The sequence below is a fragment of the Pseudomonas sp. HS6 genome (assembly GCF_023375815.1).
Lineage (GTDB): Bacteria > Pseudomonadota > Gammaproteobacteria > Pseudomonadales > Pseudomonadaceae > Aquipseudomonas.
Genome location: NZ_CP067412.1, coordinates 1,029,566 through 1,052,541 on the forward strand (window position 1 = coordinate 1,029,566; position 22,976 = coordinate 1,052,541).

Below are 22,976 nucleotides of genomic sequence, written 5' to 3' on the forward strand. Positions count from 1 at the left end.
CGTGTCTTACAGCGCCTTGCTGACGCTGATGTCGCTGATCACGTCTTCGCTCTGGCCGTGCAGGGCATCCAGCGCAGCCTTGGCTTCTTCCTGCGTGCCGTTTTCCAGCTGGGCGAATTCGAAGCGGCGTTCGCCGTTCAGTTTGTACTTGATGACGTATTTGGTCGTTTGGGCCACGGTCATGCTTACCTGATTGCGTTGAGGGAGCCGATCAGCTGAGTTTCGAGCTGGAGCGACGGATGATCTTGATCGAGTGCGTCAGGGTCGGCTTGCGGGTCACGCTGATCGCACGGCGGTTGACGGTGTCGATGGTGATGTTCCAGAACCCGGTGCTCGGCGCAGTGATACGGGCCGGGAAGGTGTCGAACGCGCCGCCGTGATAGGTATGACGGCCGCCGTTCTTGAAGCTGCGGAAGTTGGCGTCGTTCATCAGACGGATGTTGCAGGTTTGTGAGCATTGAATGACGACGATGTCGTCTTCGTTGAGGTGCTCGCGCTGGTGAATAAATTTCATGGGCGCCTCCAGAAGGGCTTTTTCTACAAAATCAAAACGATAGCAGGGTCGATTGGCGCAGTTTATCAGCCCGGACAGGTTATTATCCGGCCGTCGGGCGCCGCTTTGACAATTAAAAACAGTTATTCGCGATTCGATGCGCGTTAAATGCAGTGAGCCTCGGAGAAAAACGGGATTTGTGCTGTCCGAGGGACTTTATGGAGATTTTGTATGAAGTGGGGTTTGGTGTGCTTGCCGGTGATATTGGCAGTAGGTGGTTGCGCGAGTGTTTCGGAGATTAATGAAACGCTGCCGACCATGAGCGTCATTTCCGGCAAGAAACCTCACGAGTATGCACAGTGTCTGGCCGAAAAGCTGGCGCAAAGCCGTGGGGCCCTGCAAATGGAACCCCACAAGGACGGGGTTCGGGTGATCGTGCCGGGGAAGTTTTCGTCCGGCCCTGCGGCAGTGTTTGACATTGAGGACCGCTCCGGCGGCAGCAGCATCAAGTTGCACGAGCGCATGTCCAACGTGCCGATACGTCCAAAGGATGTACGCAATGCCGCCACGGCGTGCATTTCCGGCTGATAAACTGTCAGTCATCGGTATTGATGCCGTCCAGGTCATGCCTGGGCGGCATTGTCATTTCTGGAGATGTGCATGAAGCGAGAGCAGGTGCGAGAGCGCCATAAAGAGGGGCTGATCGCGGCCACCCATGTGATTCAGAACCCGGCTAATTCGGGTGAATGGATCGTGTTTTTCAAGAAGAGCGCCGGGCGCAGTTACTTTCTGGTGGATGAAAACGACGAAGTCGAATCGTTTGGCCGTCTGGATGACCTGATTGAGGTCGTTCGCGGGCTGGGGATCAAGTTCGCCGAAATTCATATGTAGAACCTATTTGCAGACCACCACGACACTACGGTTCTTGTAGTTGCCGACATCAATGCCCAGCGTTTTGTCGCTTTCCTTGGGCGCGGGTGTGCCATCGGTTCCGACGATGCGATAGCCGGTGCCGGCGCAGGAGGCGTCAGCTTTTTCATAACAGGTCGCCCAGGAGTTCGCTTCGCCGGAGCAATCAATGCTCAAGCCTTGCTCGCCATTGTTTAGATAAGTGGGTTGAGAGGTGGCGCAGCCGGCGAGGGCCAGAAGTGCTAACAGGGGCAGCATGTTGTGCAGCGTACGGGTGCTCATGGCGATGTCGTCTTCAGAAGGAGAGGGCTAGACGCTATGACAGCGCCAGCTTGAAAAGGTTATAGCGATTGGCCACATCTTCATGTTGGAAAAAAGCCCCGCGCAATGGCAGGGCTCTGGATACGTGACTGCTGATCAGTCCTGATCCTTGCCGCGACGTTTCGGCGCAGGAGGCGTGTAATCAAGCACCGCGGCTACCTCAATTGCCATCGCTTCAGTGGGCAATGGACCAGACACATCTTCGCCGTTGGCGGCGGTGATATGCCACTGGCCATCTTTCGCCTTGGCGATGGTGTACCCGTTGATGATTTTTGCTGCGGACATCTAGCGGCCTCGTTGGCTGGTTCAAAGGCGTCATGATAACGGGAAACGGGCGAACGGGCGCGGATCGATGCGGTGTTCCTGAATCTTTGGGCTACGCTGAATGCGCAGCTTCTGCGTGCGGATTGAACTATCCGCCAGAATATTTCTCTATGTTGACATCGGTTAGCCAGTGCGGGGCATTGTAAGGTGCACGCCGCCTGATTAGACTGCGCCGAAACTCGTACACACAGCCCTTTCAAGGACTTATATGATCAAGAAATGCTTGTTCCCAGCAGCCGGTTACGGTACTCGCTTCCTCCCAGCGACTAAAGCCATGCCCAAAGAAATGCTGCCGGTGGTAAACAAGCCACTGATCCAGTACGGCGTCGAAGAAGCTCTGGATGCTGGTCTGACTGAGATCTCCATCGTGACCGGCCGTGGCAAGCGCGCCCTGGAAGACCACTTCGACATCAGCTATGAGCTGGAAAACCAGATCAAGGGCACCGACAAGGAAAAATACCTGGTCGGTATCCGCAAGCTGTTGGACGAGTGCTCGTTCTCCTACACCCGTCAGACTGAAATGAAAGGCCTGGGTCATGCGATCCTGACCGGTCGTCCGCTGATCGGTGACGAACCGTTTGCAGTGGTGCTGGCGGACGACTTGTGCGTCAACCTTGAAGGTGATGGCGTACTGACCCAGATGGTCAAGCTGTACAAGCAGTTCCGCTGCTCGATCATCGCCATCCAGGAAGTCGACCCGCAAGAAACCAGCAAGTACGGCGTCATTGCCGGCGAGATGATCCGCGACGACATCTACCGCGTACACAGCATGGTCGAAAAACCAAAGCCGGAAGACGCGCCGTCGAACCTGGCGATCATCGGTCGTTACATCCTGACTCCGGACATCTTCGACCTGATCGAACAGACCGAGCCAGGCAAGGGTGGTGAAATCCAGATCACCGACGCCCTGATGAAACAAGCCCAGAACGGCTGCGTGATGGCCTACAAGTTCAAGGGCAAGCGTTTCGACTGCGGTGGTGCTGAAGGCTACATCGAAGCAACCAACTTCTGCTTCGAAAACTTCTACAAGACTGGCAAGGCTTACTGATAGCGCCTGAACTGTCTGTACGAAAAAGCCACCTTCGGGTGGCTTTTTTATTTTCCGCCCCTATATCGGCAGGAGTGCTTGCTCAACGGACGACGCCGGGTATGCTGATCCCCTGCCGAGGAGATAGAAATGGCCTACGATTTTGACCTTTATGTGATTGGTGCCGGTTCCGGCGGTGTGCGGGCTGCGCGTTTTGCTGCCGGTTTCGGTGCGAAAGTGGCGGTAGCCGAGAGCCGTTATCTGGGCGGCACCTGCGTCAATGTCGGCTGTGTGCCGAAAAAGCTGCTGGTGTATGGCGCGCATTTCGCCGAAGACTTTGAACAGTCGTCCGGTTTCGGCTGGAGCCTGGGCGAGGCGAATTTCGATTGGGCGACGCTGATCGCCAACAAGGATCGCGAGATCAATCGCCTCAATGGCATTTATCGCAATCTGCTGGTCAACAGCGGCGTGACCTTGCATGAGGCGCACGCGAAGATCGTTGGCCCGCATGAAGTCGAGGTCAACGGTGAGCGTTTCACCGCGAAAAACATTTTGATTGCCACGGGTGGCTGGCCGCAGATTCCGGAAATTCCGGGGCATGAGCACGCCATCAGCTCGAATCAGGCGTTTTTCCTGAAAGAGCTGCCGAAGCGTGTTCTGGTCGTTGGCGGTGGTTACATCGCTGTCGAGTTTGCCGGAATCTTCCATGGTCTCGGTGCGGATACCACGTTGCTGTATCGCGGTGATCTGTTCCTGCGCGGCTTCGACGGTTCGGTGCGCAAGCATCTGCAGGAAGAGCTGACCAAGCGTGGCATGAATCTGCAGTTCAATGCAGACATCGAGCGGATTGAAAAGCAAGCTGATGGCAGCCTGAAGGCGACCCTCAAGGATGGTCGCGTGCTGGAGGCGGATTGCGTGTTCTACGCTACCGGCCGGCGCCCGATGCTGGACAACCTCGGCCTGGAAAATACCGATGTACAGCTCGACGAAAAAGGCTTCATCAAGGTCGACGAGCAGTACCAGACCTCCGAGCCGTCAATTCTGGCGCTGGGCGATGTCATCGGCCGCGTTCAACTGACGCCAGTGGCGCTGGCTGAAGGCATGGCGGTAGCGCGACGTCTGTTCAAGCCAGAACAATATCGCCCGGTGGATTACAAGATGATCCCGACGGCGGTATTCAGCCTGCCTAATATCGGCACCGTCGGCTTGACCGAAGAAGAGGCGCGCAAGGCGGGGCACGACGTGGTGATCTACGAAAGCCGTTTCCGCCCGATGAAGTTGACCCTGACCGAATGCCAGGAGCGCACGCTGATGAAGCTGGTAGTCGATGGCAAAACCGACAAGGTGCTTGGCTGCCACATGGTCGGGCCGGATGCTGGCGAGATCGTGCAGGGTCTGGCGATTGCGCTGAAGGCTGGCGCAACCAAGCGTGACTTCGACGACACCATCGGGGTGCACCCGACGGCGGCCGAAGAGTTTGTCACCATGCGTACGCCGGTCGGCGCTTAAGTCTTTTTCGGTTCAGCTGCGTCTGGCACTGCCGCAACGGTGGTGGCCAGGCGCAGGCTGGCTTGAGCCGTGGTCAATTCCTTCTCCAATGCCTGATTGAGCTGCGACTGCTCGTCGACACTCTGCTTGAGCGTCTGACTTTCCAGCAGCGCCACGCGCAAGCGTTCCTGGAGGAGGGTGCGTTCGCTGTCGACACGCGTCGCTTGCTCCAGCAGTTGATCCTGACGCTGATTGCTGTGCTTGAGCTGATCCTGCAACAGGCTCAATTCGCGCAGCGTGCCACGGTTCTCGGTCAGCAAGCGTTCGTTGTCGCGGTGCAATTGAGTGATTTCATCCTGGCGTACCAGTGCGCTTTGCTGCGCCTGACGCAACTCCATCTGCAATTGCTGAACCTGACTTTCGTGACGGCTCTGTTCCTGTTCGCGCTGTTCCTTGACGGCATTGCGGTAGTGCTCAAGCGCATCGCGAGCGTGCAGGTGCTTTTCTTCCAGCGAGCGGATCTGCTCGTCCTTGTCCTGCAAACGTAATTCGAAATCTGCCAGTGCCTGATTCAGGCCGGCATTGCGTGTCTGTTCGGTTTGCAGCATCGAGCGGGTGTCGCTCAGGGCTTCGGATTCCTTGGCCAGCGCAGCGCCCTGAATATCGTGTTTCTGCTCTAGTTGCGCATGATTTTGGCGCAGCTGATTCAGCTCCGCTTCCATCGTCTGGCGCTGTTGCTCGTATTGTTCGCGGGCCTGGTCAATCGGCTCCTGCGCCTGTTCTTTCAGGCGTTGCGCCAGGCGAGTGACGAGGGCGAGGAGCTCGTCATCAATGGGTTCTGCCGACGGATCAGCCGGTTCGCTGCCGTCATCAAGTTCCTTCAAATAGCGATGAATCGTGGTTTTCGATCCGGTATTGCCCAGCTCGATGCGTACTGCATCGATGCTGGGGTGTTCGCCACGGGCGAGGATCGCTGAGCGCGCGATCTGGACTACTGCTTTGTTAACGCCGCCACGGGCCATATGTGCTCCTACGATTACGTACTGTGGTACATGCCACCAAAGTACGCAGTGTACCATGCTGAAAATAAAGTTAAATGTTTCAAGATGAACGGGCGGGATATACTGGTATTACCCCGTGTGAAGCGCCAGAATCCGCTTTTCAATCTCCAAATCAGTACATCTGCGAGAAACCAGCCCATGAGCGATATCGATCGCTACCTGCAAGCCGCCACCCGTGACAACACCCGCCGCAGCTATCGTGCGGCCGTCGAGCATTTCGAAACGGTCTGGGGTGGGTTCTTGCCTGCCACGGCTGACAGCGTCGCGCGGTATCTGGTGGCTCACGCAGGCGTGCTGTCGGTGAATACGCTGAAGCTGCGTCTGTCGGCGCTCGCGCAGTGGCATAACAGTCAGGGGTTCGCCGATCCGACCAAGACGCCCGTGGTGCGCAAAGTGTTCAAGGGCATTCGCGCGCTGCATCCCGCGCAGGAAAAACAGGCCGAGCCGTTGCAGTTGCGGGATCTTGAGCAGACCGTCGCCTGGCTTGAGCAGGAAATGAAAGACGCCCGAGAACAACAGGACCGGCCGTTGTTACTCAGAGCCTGTCGGGATCGAGCGCTGATTCTTCTTGGGTTCTGGCGCGGCTTTCGGAGCGACGAGTTGTGCCGGGTGCAGATCGAGCATGTCCAGGCCCACGCCGGTAGCGGCATCACCCTGTACTTGCCGCGCAGCAAGGGCGACCGGGAGAACCTCGGTCAGACCTATCAGGCACCGGCGTTGCTGAAACTCTGCCCGGTGCAGGCCTACATCGACTGGATCACCGAAGCGGCACTCGTACGCGGCCCGGTGTTCCGCGCGGTCGACCGCTGGGGCAATCTGAGCGAGGAGGGCTTGCACGCCAACAGCGTGATTCCCTTGCTGCGTCAGGCGCTGGAGCGCGCCGGTATCTCCGCCGAGCGCTACACCAGCCACTCGTTGCGCCGTGGCTTTGCCACCTGGGCCCATCAAAGTGGCTGGGATCTCAAATCGCTGATGAGTTACGTGGGCTGGAAGGATATGAAGTCCGCCATGCGCTATGTTGAAGCGAGCCCTTTTCACGGGATGGCCCGGATTACGGATAAGCCGTTGTCGTCGTAGATATCGTTTTCTTCTATTAATACAGTCCGCTAATAGCGAAAACAAATCAGCAGCATCAGGTTTGCCAATGAGCCATCCGTCGAGTGAGTGGGTAGGATTCACCCATCGAATTCACAACCCTGACGGAGAGTCATCAATGCCTATCATCAACAGCCAAGTAAAACCGTTCAAAGCTACCGCGTTCAAAAACGGCGACTTCGTACAAGTCTCGGACGCTGACCTGAAAGGCAAATGGTCCGTAGTGTTCTTCTACCCAGCCGACTTCACCTTCGTTTGCCCAACCGAGCTGGAAGACCTGGCCGACAACTACGCTGCCTTCCAGAAACTGGGCGTAGAAATCTACAGCGTTTCGACCGACACCCACTTTGCCCACGCTGCCTGGCACAACACTTCGCCAGCCATCGGCAAAATCCAGTACACCATGATCGGCGACCCGACTCAGGTCATCTCCCGCAACTTCGACGTACTGATCGAAGAAGCGGGTCTGGCTGACCGTGGCACCTTCGTGATCAACCCTGAAGGCCAGATCAAAATCGTTGAACTGAACGATGGCGGCGTTGGCCGTGACGCTTCCGAGTTGCTGCGCAAGATCAAGGCTGCTCAGTACGTCGCTGCTCACCCAGGCGAAGTTTGCCCAGCCAAGTGGAAAGAAGGCGAGGCCACTCTGGCTCCGTCCCTGGACCTGGTCGGCAAGATCTAAGTCTGTGACACGCAACACAGGGCGGAACTCCGCACCTACTTAAGTAAGCTGCACCGCCCAATAGAAAAGCCCGGGCGAGATTCGCTCGGGCTTTTTTTCGCCTCAAATAAAGTCAGGAGATCGCCCGTATGTTGGACGCCAATCTTAAAGCCCAGTTGAAATCGTACCTGGAACGGGTCACCCAGCCGATCGAGATCGTTGCTTCACTCGACGACGGTGCGAAATCCCGTGAAATGCTTGACCTGCTGAAAGACGTTGCCAGTCTTTCCAGCCAGATTACCTTGATCGACAGCGGCGACGATGCACGCAAGCCGTCGTTCTCGATCAACCGCCCGGGTGCCGACATCAGCCTGCGTTTCGCCGGCATCCCGATGGGCCATGAATTCACGTCGCTGGTGCTGGCCCTGCTGCAAGTCGGCGGCCACCCTTCGAAGGCCAGTGTCGAAGTGATCGAACAGATCCGCTCGCTCAAGGGCGAGTTCAGCTTCGAGACTTATTTCTCGCTGTCCTGCCAGAACTGCCCGGACGTCGTTCAGGCGCTGAACCTGATGGCCGTGCTGAACCCGAACATCCGCCACGTTGCCATCGACGGCGCGCTGTTCCAGGACGAAGTCAACGATCGCAAGATCATGGCCGTGCCGAGCATCTACCTGAACGGTGAAAACTTCGGTCAGGGCCGCATGGGCCTGGAAGAAATCCTCGCCAAGCTCGACACCGGCGCCATCGAGCGTCAGGCCGAGAAAATCAGCGCCAAGCAAGCCTTTGATGTGCTGGTGGTCGGCGGTGGCCCGGCCGGTGCTTCGGCAGCGATTTATGCGGCACGCAAAGGTATTCGTACCGGCGTTGCGGCCGAGCGTTTTGGCGGTCAGGTGCTGGACACCATGGCCATCGAGAACTTCATTTCCGTGCAGGAAACCGAAGGCCCGAAACTGGCGACTGCGCTGGAAGAACACGTCAAGCAATACGACGTCGACATCATGAACCTGCAACGCGCCGACAAACTGATCCCGGGCAAGAACGGTGAGCTGCATGAAGTCCACTTCGCCAGCGGCGCAACCCTCAAAGCCAAAAGCGTGATTCTGGCGACCGGTGCGCGGTGGCGTGAAATGAACGTGCCGGGTGAGCAGGAGTACCGCAACAAAGGCGTGGCGTACTGCCCGCACTGTGACGGTCCGCTGTTCAAAGGCAAGCGTGTGGCGGTGATTGGCGGCGGTAACTCTGGCGTCGAGGCGGCTATCGACCTGGCCGGTATCGTGTCCCACGTGACCCTGCTGGAGTTCGATGTTCAGTTGCGTGCCGACGCAGTGCTGCAACGCAAGCTGCACAGCCTGCCGAACGTCACCGTGATCACCAGTGCGTTGACCACTGAAGTCACTGGCGACGGGCAGAAGGTCAACGGCCTGCGCTATAAGGATCGCAACAGTGACGAGTTGCGCACGGTCGAGCTGGAAGGAATCTTCGTGCAGATCGGTCTGTTGCCTAATACCGATTGGCTCAAAGGCACCATTGAGCTGTCGCCACGTGGCGAGATCATCGTCGACAACCGTGGTGAAACCTCGATCCCCGGCATCTTCGCTGCCGGTGACGTGACCACCGTGCCGTACAAGCAGATCGTGATTGCGGTAGGCGAGGGCGCCAAGGCTTCCCTCAGTGCCTTCGATCACCTGATCCGCACTTCGGCTCCGGCGTAAGTCTCGGGCCTGAGAAAGAAAAACCCCATCAGCGATGATGGGGTTTTTTATGTCTTACAGCGGCGCCGGCTGAATGATTTCAACCCAGTAGCCATCCGGGTCCTTGATGAACGCCAGGCTTTTCATGCGGCCATCGGTCAGGCGCTTTTGGAAATCGCAGCCCAGTTCTTCGAAACGTGCGCAGGCGGCGACGATGTCCGGGACCGAGATGCAGATGTGGCCGAAGCCGCGCGGGTCGGTGTTGCCATTGTGGTAGGCGAAGTCCGCGTCGTTTTCGGTGCCGTGGTTGTGGGTCAGTTCCAGGATGCCGGGAATCGACTTCATCCACTCGGTGCGGGCAGCGGCGTCGGCCGGGATCTGCGATTTGTCGACCAGGGCGAGGAAGTACAGGCTGAATTCCGCTTCCGGGAAATCACGTTTTTCCACCAGCGAGAAACCCAGTACGCGGGTGTAGAAATCCAGCGACTTAGTGATGTCTTTTACGCGCAGCATGGTGTGGTTGAAGACAAAATTGCGGGTTGCGCTGTCCGGGGTGGCGGTCACGCCAGGAAAAGTGTTCAGTTCTTGCAGGCTCATGAGCCCTCCGTAACAAATTGGGGCGAGTGAATGGGCGCAATGATACGCATGCCTTGCGGCATCGCCAAACCGAAAGCGCGGGCTTGCCCTGCAGGCGGGCGAGCCTCAGACTTTACGGCTCAATCCGCGAGTGCCTCTGGTAATGATCCGACCGTTCAAATCGCTGTTCGTTTTCTTTGGCTTGTCCCTCATCGCGGCAGCGGCCTGCGCTGAGGCGCCGAGCATTACCTGGCCCGCAGGCTGGCAAGTCGAAGCGCTGCCCGAAACCGCGCCGGAAGTTTCCCGTCAGCGGGCGGTGAAGACTGATGCCGATGGTAATCAGGTGATGGTGATGGAATTGACGATGACGCATGTGGAAACAGGTCATCAGGTCAATTTGCAAGGCGTGTTGCTGGAGATGCGCAAATCGGTACAGAAGGACTTTTTCCAGGGCGGCTATCAGAGTGTCTGCAACAAGGTTCATGCAAGCACGCTCGGTTCACTGGCGGCCCTTGAGACCACTTGTACCGTCACCGAAAACGGTCGTCATGTGCTGTCACAAACATTGGTTGCCGCAGTAGAGACAGACAAAGCCTATGTACTTTCCTATGCCGGGCAAGCCGAGGTTTACAAGGCCAGTACGGATGAAATAGTCGCGGCGAGAAACAGCTTGAAATTTTAGTCAGCTGTTCGTTGGGCCGTGGGGCATTAGATACCTGAAGTGATTAAATACAAAGTTGGTCGCGGGGCAATCGAGCAACATTCGGAAGCATAGTTCCAGTGGAAGAGGGTGTTACAGGCCAAACTTGTTCAACAAGAAATTGTTGCATTTGTTAGATATCGTCGAAAAAAAAGCCCTGCATTTGCAGGGCTTTTATGTTTGCGAGGGATTAACCGCGCAACCAGGAATCAACGGTGGCTGCACCGTATTGTTCCTTCCAGGCTTTCAGCCCGCGATGGTTGCCGCCCTTGGTCTCGATCAGCTCACCGGTGTGCGGGTTCTGATAGACCTTGACCACGCGAGCGCGGCGGGTCTTGGGTGCCGAGGCCTGTTGCAGGCCGGATTTTGCCGGGTTCGGATCAAGGATGGCGATGATGTCTTTCAGGCCCTTGCCGTAGGTTTTCATCAGCCCCTGGAGCTTTTCTTCGAATTCGATTTCTTTCTTGAGCCCGGCATCGTTCTTCAGCGACTCCAGCTGCTTGAGCTGTTCCTGAAGGGCCTTTTCAGCTGCACGAAATTCAGCGAGTCTGGACAATATCTTTACTCCAATAGTGTGTTTGGCTGATACCAACCGCAAACAAAGCTATAAGCCAAGAGCCTTGAAGCGACTCGGTGATAGTGGCTCACCTGCCCATCTTGCAACAGGTAAGAAAAATTGTAGTAGTTAATGCGACAAGAGTAAATCCTGACTTTTTCTTTATGTAAACGCAGCGCTGTTTTGTATCAATTTGGTGCGATCGGTCTGAGCCCGCCGGTTTTATCGCGTTTAGTTAATGGTGAGTTAATGCGTCGATGAAGTCTGCGGCCGACATGGGTTTGCCAAACAGGTAGCCTTGCAGAAAGTTGACGTGGTGCGCGGACAGGTAATCAGCCTGGGCCTGTGTTTCCACGCCTTCGGCCACAGTGCCCAACTCCAGTTTGGCGGACAGCTCGATGATACTGTCCAGAATGTGCCGGGACAGAGCATCTTTATCAATCATGGCCACGAACGTCTGGTCAATCTTGAGGAAGTCGACATTGAATGTTCTCAAGTAGCCCAGGCTCGAATGACCGGTGCCGAAGTCGTCGATGGCAATCTTCACCCCCATGGCGCGCAGTTGCGCGAACAGTTGATGGGTGATGTCAGTGGGCTCGATCAGCTCTCGCTCGGTCAATTCCAGCACCAGGCTGATGCTGCCGGGGACGAACGCCGCCAGGAATTCACGGCAATCTTCCAGCAGCTCGAGATCGTGACAGTGACTGGCCGTTATGTTGATGCCGATGTGGAAGGGGGCCTCAAACGAAGACGACAGCGGTCCAAGAACGACGGCGGTCTGTTGCATCAATGAACGGGTCATGGGCACGATCAGCCCTGAGTGTTCTGCAAACGGTATGAACAGGTCCGGACGCACCAGACCTTCCTTGGGATGCTTCCAGCGCATGAGCACTTCGGTGCCTGACCACCGCTTGCTGTCGCCGTAAACCACGGGCTGAAAATAAGGAATGAATTCCCCCGCCTCCAGGGCGCGAAGCATTTCGTGACTTGGCGAAGTCGAGCGTTTCTGCACGATATAGCCGATTGCGCCGGACACCGCGCCAAAAAACATCAGCAGGCTGAAGAGCGGGGGGTATTCGTCACTCATGTAACGCCAAGTTTCGTCTTCAGGGAAACCGGCCGTTACCGTGAATGCATAGTGCGATGAGTTCAAGGTACTTTGCGCAACCGGCAACTCCGGCAGCGCGCCTTGATGCACTTTGCCATCGGCAGAGAGCCAGGCGTTGCCGACTTGCAACATCAGCAATGTTTGCCGGCCGATCAGGCGCAGGATATTGCTCAAGTGATAACCGTCCAGCGTGGTCAGTGCGCCACCTCGGCCGTCGCTCAGCCGATACACCAGCAGTGCGGTGTCGGGCGTGACAGGGTTGCCGTTCATGAGCCACAGCTTGCCCTGGGTGTAATCGCCGGGATTGACCGCTTCCTTGAAGTCGCCGAACAGCGAGCTGCAATAGAGGTTGTCGTCCCACACCAGGTTGGTCGAGCGAACGAACGGGCGGCGGGTCACCTGCTCGCGCAAGGCCAGTTTGACGTTCTCGCACGTCTGGCCTGCGAGGGGCAGCAAATCGCGCGCGGCCTGAGCGGTGTTGTCGAGCATCAGGTCGAACTGGCGCAAGGCTTCGTTGGCGGTTTCCCGGGAGCTCTGCTGGAGCGTGCGTTCGGCCTGCATATGAAGAATGATGCTGCCGATGATGATCGGAAGCGCGCCACAAAGCAGTGTCACGATGATTCGGGTGCTACGTTTGCGGCGGGGCCTGGCGGTCAGCGGCATGGGCGCATCCTGTCGCGATGAAATGGGGCTCTCGACTGCAGGCCTGGCAACGGCGCATCTTCCGGAAAGCGTTTGGTCTGTGCCCATGATAGATCGCCAATGGCGCTTGCGCCGCTCATCGATAATCCAGCCGTGTCGCCAACTGGATAAAGGCCAGGGTGGCGGGTGAAGCCTGACGTTGGTCAAGCACGGCCAGACCGACTTGGCGTTGCACAATGGGTGACAGCGGTCTCTTCACGTAGCGCGGATCCGCCTCAACCGGCAGAGAACCTTCGGCCACGACCGTAATGGCATCGCCCCGGCCCACGGTGTCGAGGGTGCTCAACAACTGCGAACAGCGGTAGCGAATGTTCGGGCTCAATTTTGCCGTGTTGAACAATCGCGACACCAGTTCCGAAGACCCGGCCTCAGTCAGCACGAACGGGTCGGCGCACAGGTCTTTCAGGGTCAGTGTCTCGTGTGTTGCCAATGGGTGATCGAGAGGAAGCAGGGCAACCATCTGATCCTCAACCAAGGCAAACGTATCGAATCGATCTTCGGGCAGAACCACGAAACCGATATCGATCCGCCGCTCCTCAAGCCACTGGACCACTTGCCGATCCGGTCCTTCGTCGATGTGAACTTCGATGCCCGGATGCGCCTGGCGGTAATGCTGAAGAATATTCGGCAGCAACCTGATCGAAGACGTCGGCCCGAACGAACCGATACGCAACGTGCCGCGCTTCATGCCGCGTGCATCGGCGGCTTCCTGGCGCAATGTGTTGGCCAGTCCGAGCATGGCCCGCGCACGCAACAGCAACTGCTCGCCAATGTCGCTGAGCTCCACTTGCGATTGATGCCGACGCAGCAGTTCGACGCCGAGTTCCTGCTCCAGAGACTTCAAGGCGTGGGACACCGCCGACTGTGAAATCCCCAGGCGATGAGCGGCGAGGGTGAAGCCGCGTAGCTCGGCCACCAGCGAAAAGATCTCGAGTTGGGTCAGGGTCATGAGTAAAGACTCATTTTACGATGATGTTGAATCAGTCGAATGATACGTCATTCGTCAGTTTCATCGTCGGGAGTGTTATGAACAGTCATGAATCCATTCGTCCGGTCGCCTCGGACATGTCGGTCTATCTGAACCTGGCCATGGTCAGCATGATCTGGGGCGGAACCTGGGTCGCGGGGCGCTTTCTGGCCGGCAGCCTGAGTCCGATCTTCGCTGCCAGTCTTCGGTTCTTGTTGGCCAGCGTCGCACTGCTTGGATTTTTGTGGCTGGCGCGGATTCCCTTCGTGCGGCCGACTGTAAGGCAATGGCTGCAACTGGCATTGCTGGGGTTCTTCGGGATTTTCTTTTACAACCTGTGCTTCTTTTACGGCTTGCAATACATCAATGCATCGCGGGCCTCGTTGATTGTTGCGTTGAATCCGGCGGTGATCGGCCTGGCGTCCTGGCTGCTGTTCAAGGAGCGACTGAGCCGACTGAAAGTCATCGGAATCCTGGTCTGCATCGGAGGCGCGGGCGTGGTGATCGTCAGCCGTAATCCGCAATTGCTCGCCGCTACGCCAGATGCCTGGATCGGCGATCTGCTGATTCTCGGCTGCGTATTGAGCTGGGGTGTTTATTCGATATTTTCCCGCCGCCTCAACCAGAGCATCGGCCCATTGCAGACGGTGACCTTTTCGATCCTGCTCGGCACGCTGATGCTCTGGGCGCTGGCTGCCGTTCGCGGCGAAGTGAGCGGGGCGGCGGTGGCCAGTCTGGGGATGACGCAATGGTTGAGCCTGATCTATCTCGGGGTTTTGGGTTCGGCGCTGGCCTACATCGGTTACTACGATGGCATCCGCAAAATCGGCGCGACCCGCTCCGGTGTGTTCATCGCGCTCAATCCTCTGACGGCCGTGCTGGCCGGCGCCGTCCTGCTGGGCGAGCAACTGACGGCGCCCATGTGTCTGGGCGGCGTGCTGATTCTGGCGGGCATCTGGCTGTGCAACAAACCCCTTGCACCGGGCCGAAAAAAGCGGATTTTATAGAGAGGGCAGACAACCCTATTTACGCTGTGTAGAATCGGGTTACGCATACAATAATAATCGTCTTCTGGCAGCAGAAGCCTCGCCCGCAAGAGCCTTGGGTCGACAATGAAGATATTCGGGTTTCAACTGATCTACGGTGACTTCCTCGCCCGCAGTGTGCGTGGCATCTCCTGTGCGCCACCCACCGGTCTCAGCATTACTGACAAATAACTCTGGTTAATTGATAAGAATGATGAGGCGCCAACCATGGCAGATTTATACGAAAACCCAATGGGCCTGATGGGCTTCGAGTTCATCGAGTTCGCATCGCCGACACCTGGCACCCTGGAGCCGATCTTCGAGATCATGGGCTTCACCAAGGTCGCGACCCACCGTTCCAAGAATGTGCACCTGTATCGCCAGGGTGCGATCAACCTGATCCTCAACAATGAACCCCACAGCGTCGCTTCGTACTTCGCGGCCGAACACGGCCCGTCGGTGTGCGGCATGGCGTTCCGGGTCAAGGATTCGCAGAAAGCCTACAGCCGCGCACTGGAACTCGGCGCCCAGCCGATCCACATCGAAACCGGTCCGATGGAGCTGAACCTGCCGGCGATCAAAGGCATTGGCGGCGCGCCGCTGTACCTGATCGACCGTTTCGGCGAAGGCAGCTCGATCTATGACATCGACTTCGTGTTCATCGAAGGCGTTGACCGTAACCCGGTCGGTGCCGGCCTGAAGATCATCGACCACCTGACCCACAACGTATATCGCGGCCGCATGGCCTACTGGGCCAAGTTCTACGAGACGCTGTTCAACTTCCGCGAGATCCGTTACTTCGACATCAAGGGCGAATACACCGGCCTGACCTCGAAAGCAATGACCGCGCCGGACGGCATGATCCGCATCCCGCTCAACGAAGAATCATCGAAGGGCGCCGGGCAGATCGAAGAGTTCCTGATGCAGTTCAACGGCGAAGGCATCCAGCACGTTGCCTTCCTCAGCGATAACCTGATCGACACGTGGGATCGCCTGAAGAAAATCGGCATGCGCTTCATGACTGCGCCGCCGGAAACTTACTACGAAATGCTCGAAGGCCGTTTGCCGAACCACGGCGAGCCGGTTGATCAACTGCAAGCGCGAGGCATTCTGCTGGACGGCTCGTCCGAGTCGGGTGACAAGCGTCTGCTGCTGCAGATCTTCTCGGAAACCCTGATGGGCCCGGTGTTCTTCGAATTCATTCAGCGCAAAGGCGATGATGGTTTCGGTGAAGGCAACTTCAAGGCACTGTTCGAGTCGATCGAGCGTGACCAGGTACGTCGTGGCGTACTCGCCACCGAGTAATCTGCAGATGTAAAAAAAGCCCGGCCTGCAATGTTGCAGGCCGGGCTTTTTATTGCGCGTCTTACGGGCGCCGCTGGCGCATCAAGTGCTTGAACCCTTCAAACACCAGCACCACCACCGCCAGCCAGATCGGGATGTAGGTCAGCCATTCACCCGGTTTGATGCTCTCGCCCAGCAGCAGCGCCACACCGAGCAACAGCACCGGCTCAACGTAACTCAACAAACCAAACAGGCTGAACGGCAGCAAGCGACTGGCGATGATGTACACCACCAGCGCCGAGGCACTGATCAGACCGAGCAGCGGAATCAGCCACGCCAGTGCCGGGTACTGATCGAACACGCCAAAACCCTGTTCACCGCCGCGCACAAACCAGTACGCCACCGGCAGCATCAGGGTCATGTCGACCCACAGTCCGCCGAGGTTGTCGGTCTTGAGGTATTTACGCAGCACGAAATACAACGGGTAACCGACGACCACCACCAGCGTCGCCCAGGAAAACCCGCCGACCTGATACAACTCGTTCAACACACCGAGGCTGGCAAAAAACACCGCTACTTTCTGCAGGTACGACAGGCTTTCGCCGTAGGCGATGCGCCCGGTCAGCACCATGGCCAGTGGCAACAGGAAATAGCCCAGCGATACATCGAGGCTGTAGCCGTTGAGCGGCGCCCACATGAACAGCCACAACTGCACACCCAGCAACGCTGCCGAAACGATCAGGCCACCGATCAACTTCGGCAGCGCAGGGACCCGACGCAGCAGCTCCAGCACCCGCCGCCATTCGCCGGACAGCAACATGAACACGGTCATGCAGGGCACGGTCAGCAGCATCCGCCAACCGAAAATTTCCACGCCGCTCAACGGAGTAAGCAACGAGGTGTAGTAATACATGACGGCAAACAGCGTCGATGCTGTCACCGATAGAGCGATACCTTTAGACAAACTGTCCTCGCGGGGGTGATGGTGAAACGGGGCGCGCAGGATACGTGGTTTTTGTGCTGAATATTGGCCGAGTGATCAATATTTCCAACATTCGACACAGATCCCAAATGCACCGGGATCTGTGTCGAAGCATAGGCCCTTAAGCCAGGCGCGGTTTGCGCCCCGACACAAAATGGCTCACATCATTAAACCCCGGCGTAGACGCATGCCCCGGCGTCACCAGCGAATCGATAAACGCCTCATCCTCAGCGGTAATCTTCACCGCCTGCGCCTTGGTGTACGCATCCCACTGTTCTTCAGTACGCGGCCCGACAATCGCCGAGGTCACCGCGCCGTTGTTCAGCACCCAGGCAATCGCAAACTCGACAATCCCGACCCCACGCTCCTGGGTGTATTGCTGAATCTGCTGGGCAATACGCAGCGACTCCACGCGCCACTCGGTTTCCAGAATGCGCTTGTCCTGGCGCCCGGCACGGCTGTTGGCGTCCGGGGTCACGTCCGGTGCGTACTTGCCGCTGAGTACACCACGGGCCAGCGGGCTGTAAGGCACCACGCCGAGTCCGTAAGTCTGGGCCGCGGTGATCTGCTCGGTTTCGGCTTGACGGTTGACGATGTTGTACAGCGGCTGGCTGATCACCGGGCGATCGACGCCCAGTTTGTCCGCCACTCGAATCACCTCGGCAATCCGCCAGCCGCGATAGTTCGACAGGCCCCAATAACGGATCTTGCCCTGGCGAATCAGGTCGCCAATCGCCGAAATTGTCACCTCCAGCGGGGTGTTGTGGTCTTCGCGGTGCAGGTAATAGATGTCGAGGTAGTCGGTGCCGAGCCGGGCCAGGCTGGCCTCCAGACCATTGAAGATGTGCTTGCGGCTCAGACCGCTGCGGTTCGGTACGCCGTCCACCGGGCCGAAACCGACCTTGGTCGCCAGCACCCATTCATGCCGATGACGGGCGATGGCCTCGCCGACGATCTCTTCCGAGCGGCCATTGGTGTAGACGTCAGCCGTGTCGATGAAATTGATGCCCTGATCCCAGGCCTTGTCGATGATGCGCAGCGAATCTTCCGCGCTGGTCTGCTCTCCGAACATCATCGTGCCGAGGGTGAGGGTGGACACCTGCAACCCCGAGTGACCCAGTGTGCGATAGCTCATGCCGAAATCCTTTTGTCGGTGGGAAAGCTTCCATCAAATACCAGAAGCGTCCGGCGCGGCAAAGTGAATTTATCGACGCAACGCCTCGCAGCGCTCGCGCAAAAACACCTGCAACACCTTCACCCGTTCCGACACCTGCACCCGGTGCGGGCACAACAGATTGAACGGCACGCTCTCGCCGTGCCAGTCATCGAGCAACGTCATCAGCCGCCCGGCGCGCACGTCTTCGGCGACGTCGAGCCAGGCCTTGTAGGCAATCCCATGCCCGGCGAGTGCCCAGCGGCGGGCGACTTCGCCGTCGTCGCTGAGGTAGTCGCCGCCTACTTCGACTTCCAGCGTTTCATCGTCGCGATGGAATCGCCAGGTGTTGTAAGGCCGACCGTTGCGCAAGTAGAGCAGGGCGCTGTGATCGCTCAGTTCGGCAGGATTTTGCGGTGTACCGTGGCGCTCCAGATAAGCAGGGCTGGCGCAAGCCACACGCCGATGCTCAGGCAGAATCGGCAACGCCACCAGCGTCGAGTCACTCGGCACGCCAAAGCGCAGCGCCACATCCACTGTCTCGCGGAACAGATCCGCATGCCGATCGTTGAGCAGCAATTGCAGTTGAATGTGCGGGTGCTCGCGCTTGAAATCGTCCAGCCACGGCAGCAGCACGTTGCGCCCGAAATCCGACGGTGCCGCCAGTTGCAGCACGCCGCTCAGGCCTTCGGTCTGCTGCTTTAGCGCCTGCTCGCCCTCGACCAGAGTGGCCAGCGCCAAACGCACGCTTTCCAGATAACGCCGGCCTTCTTCGGTCAGGCGCATGCTGCGGGTCGAGCGGGCGAAGAGGCGGATGCCGAGGCGAGTTTCCAGGCGTTTCAACGCGATGCTGGCGGCGGCCGGCGTCAGCTCCAGCGCCCGGGCGGCGGCGGAGATGCTGCCGGAGTCTGCGGTGCGGACGAAGATCTCAAGATCCAGAATCGAGCTCATTGGTAAAAATCCTTTAAAGATCCTTGGCGTTTTGCGGGATTTTTCCGGGATTGGCAAGCGCAGATACTGGAATCCTGAATAACCGCAGGAGACAGACATGACGTGGACATTTGATCATCTGGCCTTCAACACCGCTGACAGCCAGGTGCTGCAGGACGCTTTTGGTGGGTTGTTGGGATTGACGCCGGGGCGTCGGCCGCCGTTTCCGTTTCCCGGGTGCTGGTTGTATCAGGATGGGCAGGCGTTGGTGCATGTGATTGAGCAGCCGGCGCTGGATGAGGCGGCGTTGAGTCATATTGCGTTTCGTACCGATGAAGACGCGGCAGTGGTTTTGAAGCGGGTGCAGGGCAGTGGGTTGCCGTATCAGGTGGCGCAGGTGCCGGAGGATGGGATCTGGCAGATTTTTGTGCAGATGCCGGGAGGCTTGGTGCTGGAACTGGATGCGAAAACGGGGATCTTGTGAGCGTTTAATCGTGGCGTTTAAAGGACACGTCCAGACACGCACCGCAGGCTACACAACCTTGCGCCGTTGCCTACGACTAAGCCAGAATCCGCCGGCTTGTGCGCCTTGGACGCGGGCTCTATCGTTTCCCGGTCGCTGACGAATCAGCGATGGGGTTTCGCAGCCCGGATCAATCAAGGCGCCCAGCGCGCCGTTTCCGTTCAGCATTGTTGCCTGATCGTGTAATGGCGGTTGTGCGCGGGATACCTTCGGGTATGCCGGGTTCCTTGATTCCCGGTCTGCGAACCCGCGTACAGCTGCCACCTCTATTCGTTTCGCAGCGAACCGTGGCAGCTCCATCAATCAGGGAGTTTCACCATGATCAAACCAACACCCAACCCACCCGAAGCCGACACCACCTCGCCCTACGAAACCCTCGACTCCAAGAAATTCCACGAAGCCGCCGAACGCGCCCTCGATCACTACCTCAATCCGTTCCACCCCAGAAAGCCGCTGCTCAAACCCAACACCCGCTACCTCATCGTCCCCGGCATCGAGAATGAAGAACTGCTGGCCGATGCCTGCGAAACCCTGACCTCCGCCAAAACCATGGCCAGCGATTTCGCCGGGATGATCGATGCGCCGCAGCGGCATGTGCTGCTGGGCATCGGGCAGCTGATCATGCTGGCGGAACTGGCGGTAAATCGGGTGCTGGATAATCTGGACACGGCGGCTGAAGCCCGGCCCTGACCGATCGTAGAGCGCCAATAAAAAACGGCCCGAAATGGGCCGTTTTTGTGTGCCTGCCGATAATCAGGCCCGCAACGTCCGCGTCATCCGCAATGCCAGCAGACTTCCGCCAACAATCACACCCGCCAGCAGATACAACGCCGCATCCGTCGACCCGGTGCTGTCCTTGACCCAACCCACGAGGTAAGGGCTCAGGAACCCGGCCATCTGTCCCATGGAGTTGATCAACGCCAACCCGCCCGCTGCCGCACCCGCGCTCAGCATGGCCGTCGGCACCGGCCAGAACATCGGCAGACCGGTCAGCGCACCCATGGTCGCAATGGTCAGACCGAGGATCGCAATCGCCGGATTCGCTGCGAAGTTCACCGCAATCAGCAGGCCGACAGCGCCCATCAACATCGGCACCACCAGATGCCAGCGGCGTTCTTTACGCAAGTCCGCCGAACGACCGACCACCAGCATGAACACCGCCGCCAGCAGGTACGGAATCGCACTCAGCCAGCCAATCACCAGGTTGTCGCTGAAGCCGAGGTTCTTGATGATCGACGGCAGCCAGAAGTTGATCGCGTACACGCCGCTCTGGATGCAGAAGTAGATCAGACCGAAGGCCCAGATCGCCGGGTTCTTGAACACCGCGATCAGCGAATCGGAGGTGGTTTTCGGTTTGTTCGCCAAGTCTTCGGCCTGATCGGCTTCCAGCACCGAGCGCTCATGCGGGGTCAGCCATTTGGCGTTGGCGAAGCTGTCGCTGAGCAGGAAGTAGGCGAGTGCGCCGAGGATCACAGTCGGAATGCCTTGCAGCAGGAACATCCACTGCCAGCCAGCCAAACCGCCTTGGCCCGCAGCGAAGTGATTCAAGATCCAGCCGGAAAACGGGCTGCCCAGCAGGCCGGACACCGGGATCGCCGACATGAACAGCGCCATGATCCGGCCACGGCGGAAGGTCGGGAACCACTGCGAGAGATAGAGCACCACGCCCGGGAAGAACCCGGCTTCGGCGGCGCCAGTGAACAGGCGCAAGGTGTAGAACTCGGTTGGTGTGGTGACGAATAGCAGGCAGGTCGACAGCGTGCCCCAAGTGATCATCATCACGGCAATCCAGCGCCGTGGGCCGAACTTGGTCAGCGCCAGGTTGCTCGGCACGCCGCACAGCACGTAACCGATGAAGAAGATACCGGCACCGAGGCCGTACACGGTTTCGCTGAATTTCAGCGCGTCGAGCATCTGCAGTTTGGCAAATCCAACGTTGACCCGGTCGAGGTAGTTGAACAGGTAGCAGATGAAGATGAAGGGGATCAAACGCAGGGTGATGCGTTTGTAGACGGCATTTTTATCGTCAGCGATGGTCTGGGCGGCAGCGGCGCTCTGTGACATGGCGGCTCTCTCTTTATTATGATTTTTTACGATGCAAAGGGTAACGTTGATCGCCCTGAGAGTCTCGGCCACCTTTGGCCGGATTGTCTTTGTGCCTGAGCACAGGGTTTGCCGCCAGACCCTGTGCGGGTGAACAACCTTCCGCGCCTGTTTTCAAGGATTCCAGCCCTTATGTTCGAACTCGATCACGACCTCGCCCAGGATATCGTCGACCGGGCCATGGCCATTTTGCCGTACAACGTCAACGTCATGGACAGCCAGGGGCTGATCCTCGGCAGCGGCGAGCCGGAGCGGATCAACACCCGCCACGAAGGCGCGCAACTGGTGCTGGCCAACGGTCGGGTGGTGGAGATCGACGCGCAGACGGCGGTGCATCTGAAAGGCGTGCAACCGGGGATCAATCTGCCGTTGTTGCTCGACCAGCGCTTGATCGGTGTGCTCGGCATTACCGGCGAGCCGGAGCAACTGCGCACCTACGCCGAACTGGTGCGCATGACGGCTGAGATGCTGGTCGGCCAGCGCAACCAGCAATCCGAGCAGCAATGGCGACGGCAACGTTGCGATGACTTGCTGGCGTTGTTACTGAGCGAGGCGGGGGATTCGCCAAGGCTGGTCGATGAGGCTCAGCAACTCGGGCTAAAACCGCAACTGACGCGGGTGCCATATCTTTTCGAATTAGGTCTGGAGCACGGGCCGGGGCAGACCGTCGAGGCGCTGAGTGCGTGGCTGATGTCACGGTATCCGGACAGTTGGTGCGTGAGTTCGGCCAAGTCATCGCTGCTCTGGTGCCGGCCGGCCAGTCAGAACGTCGAGCATGATCGCCTGCTGGAAAAACTCGATGGTCTGGGCTGGAACATCCTGCGCATTGCGGTCGGCGGGCAGGCCGATGGGCTGGCCGGGCTACGCCGTTGCTATCGACGGGTGGGCGATTTGCTCGCCTATGGTCGTGAAGTTCTGCCGCGTTCACGGCTGCTGACCCTCAATCGTTATCGTTTGCCGGTGATGCTCTGGCGCCATCGCAACGATGATGCGCTCGACGAGTTACTCAAACCGTTGCGCAAGGTGATCGCCAAGGACAGCAACGGCCAGTTGCTCGCGACTCTGCGCAGTTGGTGCGATCACGACGGGCAGAGCCAGGCCTGCGCCGATGCGTTGGGGATTCACCGCAACAGCCTGCGCTATCGGATGGAGCGGATTGCCGAGTTGAGCGGGGTCGATCCATTGAAGCTCGACGGCATGCTGGCGTTGTATCTCGGTGTGCAATTGCTGCCGCAGATATAGGGTGCTTGTTAGGACGCCATCGCTGGCAAGCCAGCTCCCACAGAGATATCAGTCA

Annotated in this window: 26 protein-coding genes; 13 read left to right on the plus strand and 13 right to left on the minus strand. The window is 58.3% G+C overall.

Annotated features, from left to right (window positions below):
- Nucleotides 1-6: 6 nt before the first annotated feature.
- Together JJN09_RS04780 and JJN09_RS04785 are read right to left on the minus strand one after the other, a co-directional pair.
- Nucleotides 7-183 carry a hypothetical protein gene (locus tag JJN09_RS04780; RefSeq protein ID WP_249485978.1) on the minus strand — a complete coding sequence of 59 codons (177 nt, stop codon included), beginning with the start codon at nt 181-183 and terminating at the stop codon, nt 7-9.
- A gap of 28 nt (nt 184-211) precedes the next feature.
- Complete coding sequence (locus tag JJN09_RS04785; RefSeq protein ID WP_007958929.1) at nt 212-514, minus strand: DUF1883 domain-containing protein; 303 nt, start codon at nt 512-514, stop codon at nt 212-214.
- A 210-nt stretch (nt 515-724) separates the two neighbouring features.
- Here JJN09_RS04785 and JJN09_RS04790 point away from each other — a divergent pair, with 210 nt between their 5' ends.
- Together JJN09_RS04790 and JJN09_RS04795 are read left to right on the plus strand one after the other, a co-directional pair.
- Nucleotides 725-1,081, plus strand: a complete 357-nt coding sequence (locus JJN09_RS04790) for a hypothetical protein (RefSeq protein ID WP_249485980.1) — start codon at nt 725-727, stop codon at nt 1,079-1,081.
- Nucleotides 1,082-1,153: 72 nt separating this feature from the next.
- The gene (locus JJN09_RS04795; protein WP_096821535.1) at nt 1,154-1,384 is read left to right on the plus strand and encodes a hypothetical protein; all 231 of its coding nucleotides are present in this window, start codon (nt 1,154-1,156) and stop codon (nt 1,382-1,384) included.
- A gap of 3 nt (nt 1,385-1,387) precedes the next feature.
- Here the strand turns inward: JJN09_RS04795 and JJN09_RS04800 are convergent, their stop codons facing one another.
- Entirely contained in the window at nt 1,388-1,684 is a 297-nt protein-coding gene (locus JJN09_RS04800) for a hypothetical protein (protein ID WP_249485982.1), read from the minus strand.
- Between the two features lie 135 nt (nt 1,685-1,819).
- Entirely contained in the window at nt 1,820-2,008 is a 189-nt protein-coding gene (locus tag JJN09_RS04805; RefSeq protein WP_249485983.1) for a hypothetical protein, read from the minus strand.
- Between the two features lie 247 nt (nt 2,009-2,255).
- Here JJN09_RS04805 and galU point away from each other — a divergent pair, with 247 nt between their 5' ends.
- Together galU and gorA are read left to right on the plus strand one after the other, a co-directional pair.
- On the plus strand, nt 2,256-3,095 hold the full coding sequence (gene galU / locus JJN09_RS04810; RefSeq protein ID WP_007912230.1) for a UTP--glucose-1-phosphate uridylyltransferase GalU: 840 nt from the start codon (nt 2,256-2,258) through the stop codon (nt 3,093-3,095).
- 129 nt (nt 3,096-3,224) lie between these two features.
- Nucleotides 3,225-4,583 (plus strand): glutathione-disulfide reductase, encoded by a 1,359-nt coding sequence (gorA, locus tag JJN09_RS04815; protein WP_249485985.1) that lies wholly within the window; start codon nt 3,225-3,227, stop codon nt 4,581-4,583.
- Here gorA and JJN09_RS04820 read toward each other — a convergent pair.
- Complete coding sequence (locus tag JJN09_RS04820) at nt 4,580-5,584, minus strand: DNA-binding protein (protein ID WP_249485986.1); 1,005 nt, start codon at nt 5,582-5,584, stop codon at nt 4,580-4,582. The two genes, gorA and JJN09_RS04820, sit on opposite strands and share 4 nt — an antisense overlap.
- 177 nt (nt 5,585-5,761) lie before the next feature.
- Between JJN09_RS04820 and JJN09_RS04825 the strand changes: the two genes are divergently transcribed.
- The 3 genes from JJN09_RS04825 (at nt 5,762) to ahpF (ending at nt 9,091) form a co-directional block, all read left to right on the plus strand.
- A complete protein-coding gene (locus JJN09_RS04825) occupies nt 5,762-6,700 on the plus strand; it encodes a site-specific integrase (RefSeq protein WP_249485988.1) in 939 nt (312 codons plus the stop codon).
- A 136-nt stretch (nt 6,701-6,836) separates the two neighbouring features.
- Nucleotides 6,837-7,400: an alkyl hydroperoxide reductase subunit C gene (gene ahpC / locus JJN09_RS04830; protein WP_007958941.1), complete on the plus strand. Its 564-nt coding sequence runs from the start codon at nt 6,837-6,839 to the stop codon at nt 7,398-7,400.
- 128 nt (nt 7,401-7,528) lie between these two features.
- Nucleotides 7,529-9,091: an alkyl hydroperoxide reductase subunit F gene (ahpF, locus tag JJN09_RS04835; RefSeq protein WP_249485990.1), complete on the plus strand. Its 1,563-nt coding sequence runs from the start codon at nt 7,529-7,531 to the stop codon at nt 9,089-9,091.
- Between the two features lie 54 nt (nt 9,092-9,145).
- On the opposite strand, the gene gloA is transcribed toward ahpF, so the two are convergent.
- A complete protein-coding gene (gloA, locus tag JJN09_RS04840) occupies nt 9,146-9,667 on the minus strand; it encodes a lactoylglutathione lyase (RefSeq protein WP_065260490.1) in 522 nt (173 codons plus the stop codon).
- Between the two features lie 142 nt (nt 9,668-9,809).
- Here gloA and JJN09_RS04845 point away from each other — a divergent pair, with 142 nt between their 5' ends.
- Nucleotides 9,810-10,328: a DUF4946 domain-containing protein gene (locus tag JJN09_RS04845; RefSeq protein ID WP_249485992.1), complete on the plus strand. Its 519-nt coding sequence runs from the start codon at nt 9,810-9,812 to the stop codon at nt 10,326-10,328.
- Between the two features lie 208 nt (nt 10,329-10,536).
- Here the strand turns inward: JJN09_RS04845 and JJN09_RS04850 are convergent, their stop codons facing one another.
- The 3 genes from JJN09_RS04850 to JJN09_RS04860 form a co-directional block, all read right to left on the minus strand.
- On the minus strand, nt 10,537-10,902 hold the full coding sequence (locus tag JJN09_RS04850) for a histone-like nucleoid-structuring protein, MvaT/MvaU family (RefSeq protein ID WP_169430538.1): 366 nt from the start codon (nt 10,900-10,902) through the stop codon (nt 10,537-10,539).
- Between the two features lie 235 nt (nt 10,903-11,137).
- Nucleotides 11,138-12,673, minus strand: a complete 1,536-nt coding sequence (locus tag JJN09_RS04855) for an EAL domain-containing protein (protein ID WP_249485994.1) — start codon at nt 12,671-12,673, stop codon at nt 11,138-11,140.
- Nucleotides 12,674-12,788: 115 nt separating this feature from the next.
- Nucleotides 12,789-13,661: a LysR family transcriptional regulator gene (locus JJN09_RS04860; RefSeq protein ID WP_249485996.1), complete on the minus strand. Its 873-nt coding sequence runs from the start codon at nt 13,659-13,661 to the stop codon at nt 12,789-12,791.
- Between the two features lie 77 nt (nt 13,662-13,738).
- Here JJN09_RS04860 and JJN09_RS04865 point away from each other — a divergent pair, with 77 nt between their 5' ends.
- Complete coding sequence (locus JJN09_RS04865; RefSeq protein WP_249485997.1) at nt 13,739-14,686, plus strand: DMT family transporter; 948 nt, start codon at nt 13,739-13,741, stop codon at nt 14,684-14,686.
- A gap of 246 nt (nt 14,687-14,932) precedes the next feature.
- On the plus strand, nt 14,933-16,009 hold the full coding sequence (hppD, locus tag JJN09_RS04870; protein WP_249485999.1) for a 4-hydroxyphenylpyruvate dioxygenase: 1,077 nt from the start codon (nt 14,933-14,935) through the stop codon (nt 16,007-16,009).
- A 61-nt stretch (nt 16,010-16,070) separates the two neighbouring features.
- Here the strand turns inward: hppD and rarD are convergent, their stop codons facing one another.
- The 3 genes from rarD to JJN09_RS04885 form a co-directional block, all read right to left on the minus strand.
- On the minus strand, nt 16,071-16,952 hold the full coding sequence (rarD, locus tag JJN09_RS04875; protein WP_192558100.1) for an EamA family transporter RarD: 882 nt from the start codon (nt 16,950-16,952) through the stop codon (nt 16,071-16,073).
- A 139-nt stretch (nt 16,953-17,091) separates the two neighbouring features.
- Nucleotides 17,092-18,105 (minus strand): aldo/keto reductase, encoded by a 1,014-nt coding sequence (locus tag JJN09_RS04880; RefSeq protein ID WP_249486000.1) that lies wholly within the window; start codon nt 18,103-18,105, stop codon nt 17,092-17,094.
- Between the two features lie 69 nt (nt 18,106-18,174).
- Complete coding sequence (locus JJN09_RS04885; protein WP_249486001.1) at nt 18,175-19,074, minus strand: LysR family transcriptional regulator; 900 nt, start codon at nt 19,072-19,074, stop codon at nt 18,175-18,177.
- Nucleotides 19,075-19,171: 97 nt separating this feature from the next.
- On the opposite strand from JJN09_RS04885, the gene JJN09_RS04890 reads away from it, so the two are divergent.
- A complete protein-coding gene (locus JJN09_RS04890; RefSeq protein WP_249486002.1) occupies nt 19,172-19,537 on the plus strand; it encodes a hypothetical protein in 366 nt (121 codons plus the stop codon).
- Nucleotides 19,538-19,894: 357 nt separating this feature from the next.
- Nucleotides 19,895-20,266, plus strand: coding sequence for a DUF6124 family protein (locus JJN09_RS04895; protein WP_249486003.1), 372 nt, complete (start codon nt 19,895-19,897; stop codon nt 20,264-20,266).
- A 63-nt stretch (nt 20,267-20,329) separates the two neighbouring features.
- On the opposite strand, the gene JJN09_RS04900 is transcribed toward JJN09_RS04895, so the two are convergent.
- Nucleotides 20,330-21,640, minus strand: coding sequence for an MFS transporter (locus JJN09_RS04900; protein ID WP_249486004.1), 1,311 nt, complete (start codon nt 21,638-21,640; stop codon nt 20,330-20,332).
- Nucleotides 21,641-21,811: 171 nt separating this feature from the next.
- Between JJN09_RS04900 and JJN09_RS04905 the strand changes: the two genes are divergently transcribed.
- A complete protein-coding gene (locus JJN09_RS04905) occupies nt 21,812-22,921 on the plus strand; it encodes a sugar diacid recognition domain-containing protein (protein ID WP_249486005.1) in 1,110 nt (369 codons plus the stop codon).
- The last annotated feature ends 55 nt before the right edge of the window (nt 22,922-22,976 follow it).

Excerpts from the sequence above, each read along its gene's own strand:
- JJN09_RS04780 (WP_249485978.1), bottom strand. The coding sequence starts at position 183 with ATGACCGTGGCCCAAACGACCAAATACGTCATCAAGTACAAACTGAAC.
- JJN09_RS04785 (WP_007958929.1), bottom strand. The coding sequence starts at position 514 with ATGAAATTTATTCACCAGCGCGAGCACCTCAACGAAGACGACATCGTC.
- JJN09_RS04790 (WP_249485980.1), top strand. The coding sequence starts at position 725 with ATGAAGTGGGGTTTGGTGTGCTTGCCGGTGATATTGGCAGTAGGTGGT.
- JJN09_RS04795 (WP_096821535.1), top strand. The coding sequence starts at position 1,154 with ATGAAGCGAGAGCAGGTGCGAGAGCGCCATAAAGAGGGGCTGATCGCG.
- JJN09_RS04800 (WP_249485982.1), bottom strand. The coding sequence starts at position 1,684 with ATGAGCACCCGTACGCTGCACAACATGCTGCCCCTGTTAGCACTTCTG.
- JJN09_RS04805 (WP_249485983.1), bottom strand. The coding sequence starts at position 2,008 with ATGTCCGCAGCAAAAATCATCAACGGGTACACCATCGCCAAGGCGAAA.
- galU (WP_007912230.1), top strand. The coding sequence starts at position 2,256 with ATGATCAAGAAATGCTTGTTCCCAGCAGCCGGTTACGGTACTCGCTTC.
- gorA (WP_249485985.1), top strand. The coding sequence starts at position 3,225 with ATGGCCTACGATTTTGACCTTTATGTGATTGGTGCCGGTTCCGGCGGT.
- JJN09_RS04820 (WP_249485986.1), bottom strand. The coding sequence starts at position 5,584 with ATGGCCCGTGGCGGCGTTAACAAAGCAGTAGTCCAGATCGCGCGCTCA.
- JJN09_RS04825 (WP_249485988.1), top strand. The coding sequence starts at position 5,762 with ATGAGCGATATCGATCGCTACCTGCAAGCCGCCACCCGTGACAACACC.
- ahpC (WP_007958941.1), top strand. The coding sequence starts at position 6,837 with ATGCCTATCATCAACAGCCAAGTAAAACCGTTCAAAGCTACCGCGTTC.
- ahpF (WP_249485990.1), top strand. The coding sequence starts at position 7,529 with ATGTTGGACGCCAATCTTAAAGCCCAGTTGAAATCGTACCTGGAACGG.
- gloA (WP_065260490.1), bottom strand. The coding sequence starts at position 9,667 with ATGAGCCTGCAAGAACTGAACACTTTTCCTGGCGTGACCGCCACCCCG.
- JJN09_RS04845 (WP_249485992.1), top strand. The coding sequence starts at position 9,810 with ATGATCCGACCGTTCAAATCGCTGTTCGTTTTCTTTGGCTTGTCCCTC.
- JJN09_RS04855 (WP_249485994.1), bottom strand. The coding sequence starts at position 12,673 with ATGCCGCTGACCGCCAGGCCCCGCCGCAAACGTAGCACCCGAATCATC.
- JJN09_RS04860 (WP_249485996.1), bottom strand. The coding sequence starts at position 13,661 with ATGACCCTGACCCAACTCGAGATCTTTTCGCTGGTGGCCGAGCTACGC.
- JJN09_RS04865 (WP_249485997.1), top strand. The coding sequence starts at position 13,739 with ATGAACAGTCATGAATCCATTCGTCCGGTCGCCTCGGACATGTCGGTC.
- hppD (WP_249485999.1), top strand. The coding sequence starts at position 14,933 with ATGGCAGATTTATACGAAAACCCAATGGGCCTGATGGGCTTCGAGTTC.
- JJN09_RS04880 (WP_249486000.1), bottom strand. The coding sequence starts at position 18,105 with ATGAGCTATCGCACACTGGGTCACTCGGGGTTGCAGGTGTCCACCCTC.
- JJN09_RS04885 (WP_249486001.1), bottom strand. The coding sequence starts at position 19,074 with ATGAGCTCGATTCTGGATCTTGAGATCTTCGTCCGCACCGCAGACTCC.
- JJN09_RS04890 (WP_249486002.1), top strand. The coding sequence starts at position 19,172 with ATGACGTGGACATTTGATCATCTGGCCTTCAACACCGCTGACAGCCAG.
- JJN09_RS04895 (WP_249486003.1), top strand. The coding sequence starts at position 19,895 with ATGATCAAACCAACACCCAACCCACCCGAAGCCGACACCACCTCGCCC.
- JJN09_RS04900 (WP_249486004.1), bottom strand. The coding sequence starts at position 21,640 with ATGTCACAGAGCGCCGCTGCCGCCCAGACCATCGCTGACGATAAAAAT.
- JJN09_RS04905 (WP_249486005.1), top strand. The coding sequence starts at position 21,812 with ATGTTCGAACTCGATCACGACCTCGCCCAGGATATCGTCGACCGGGCC.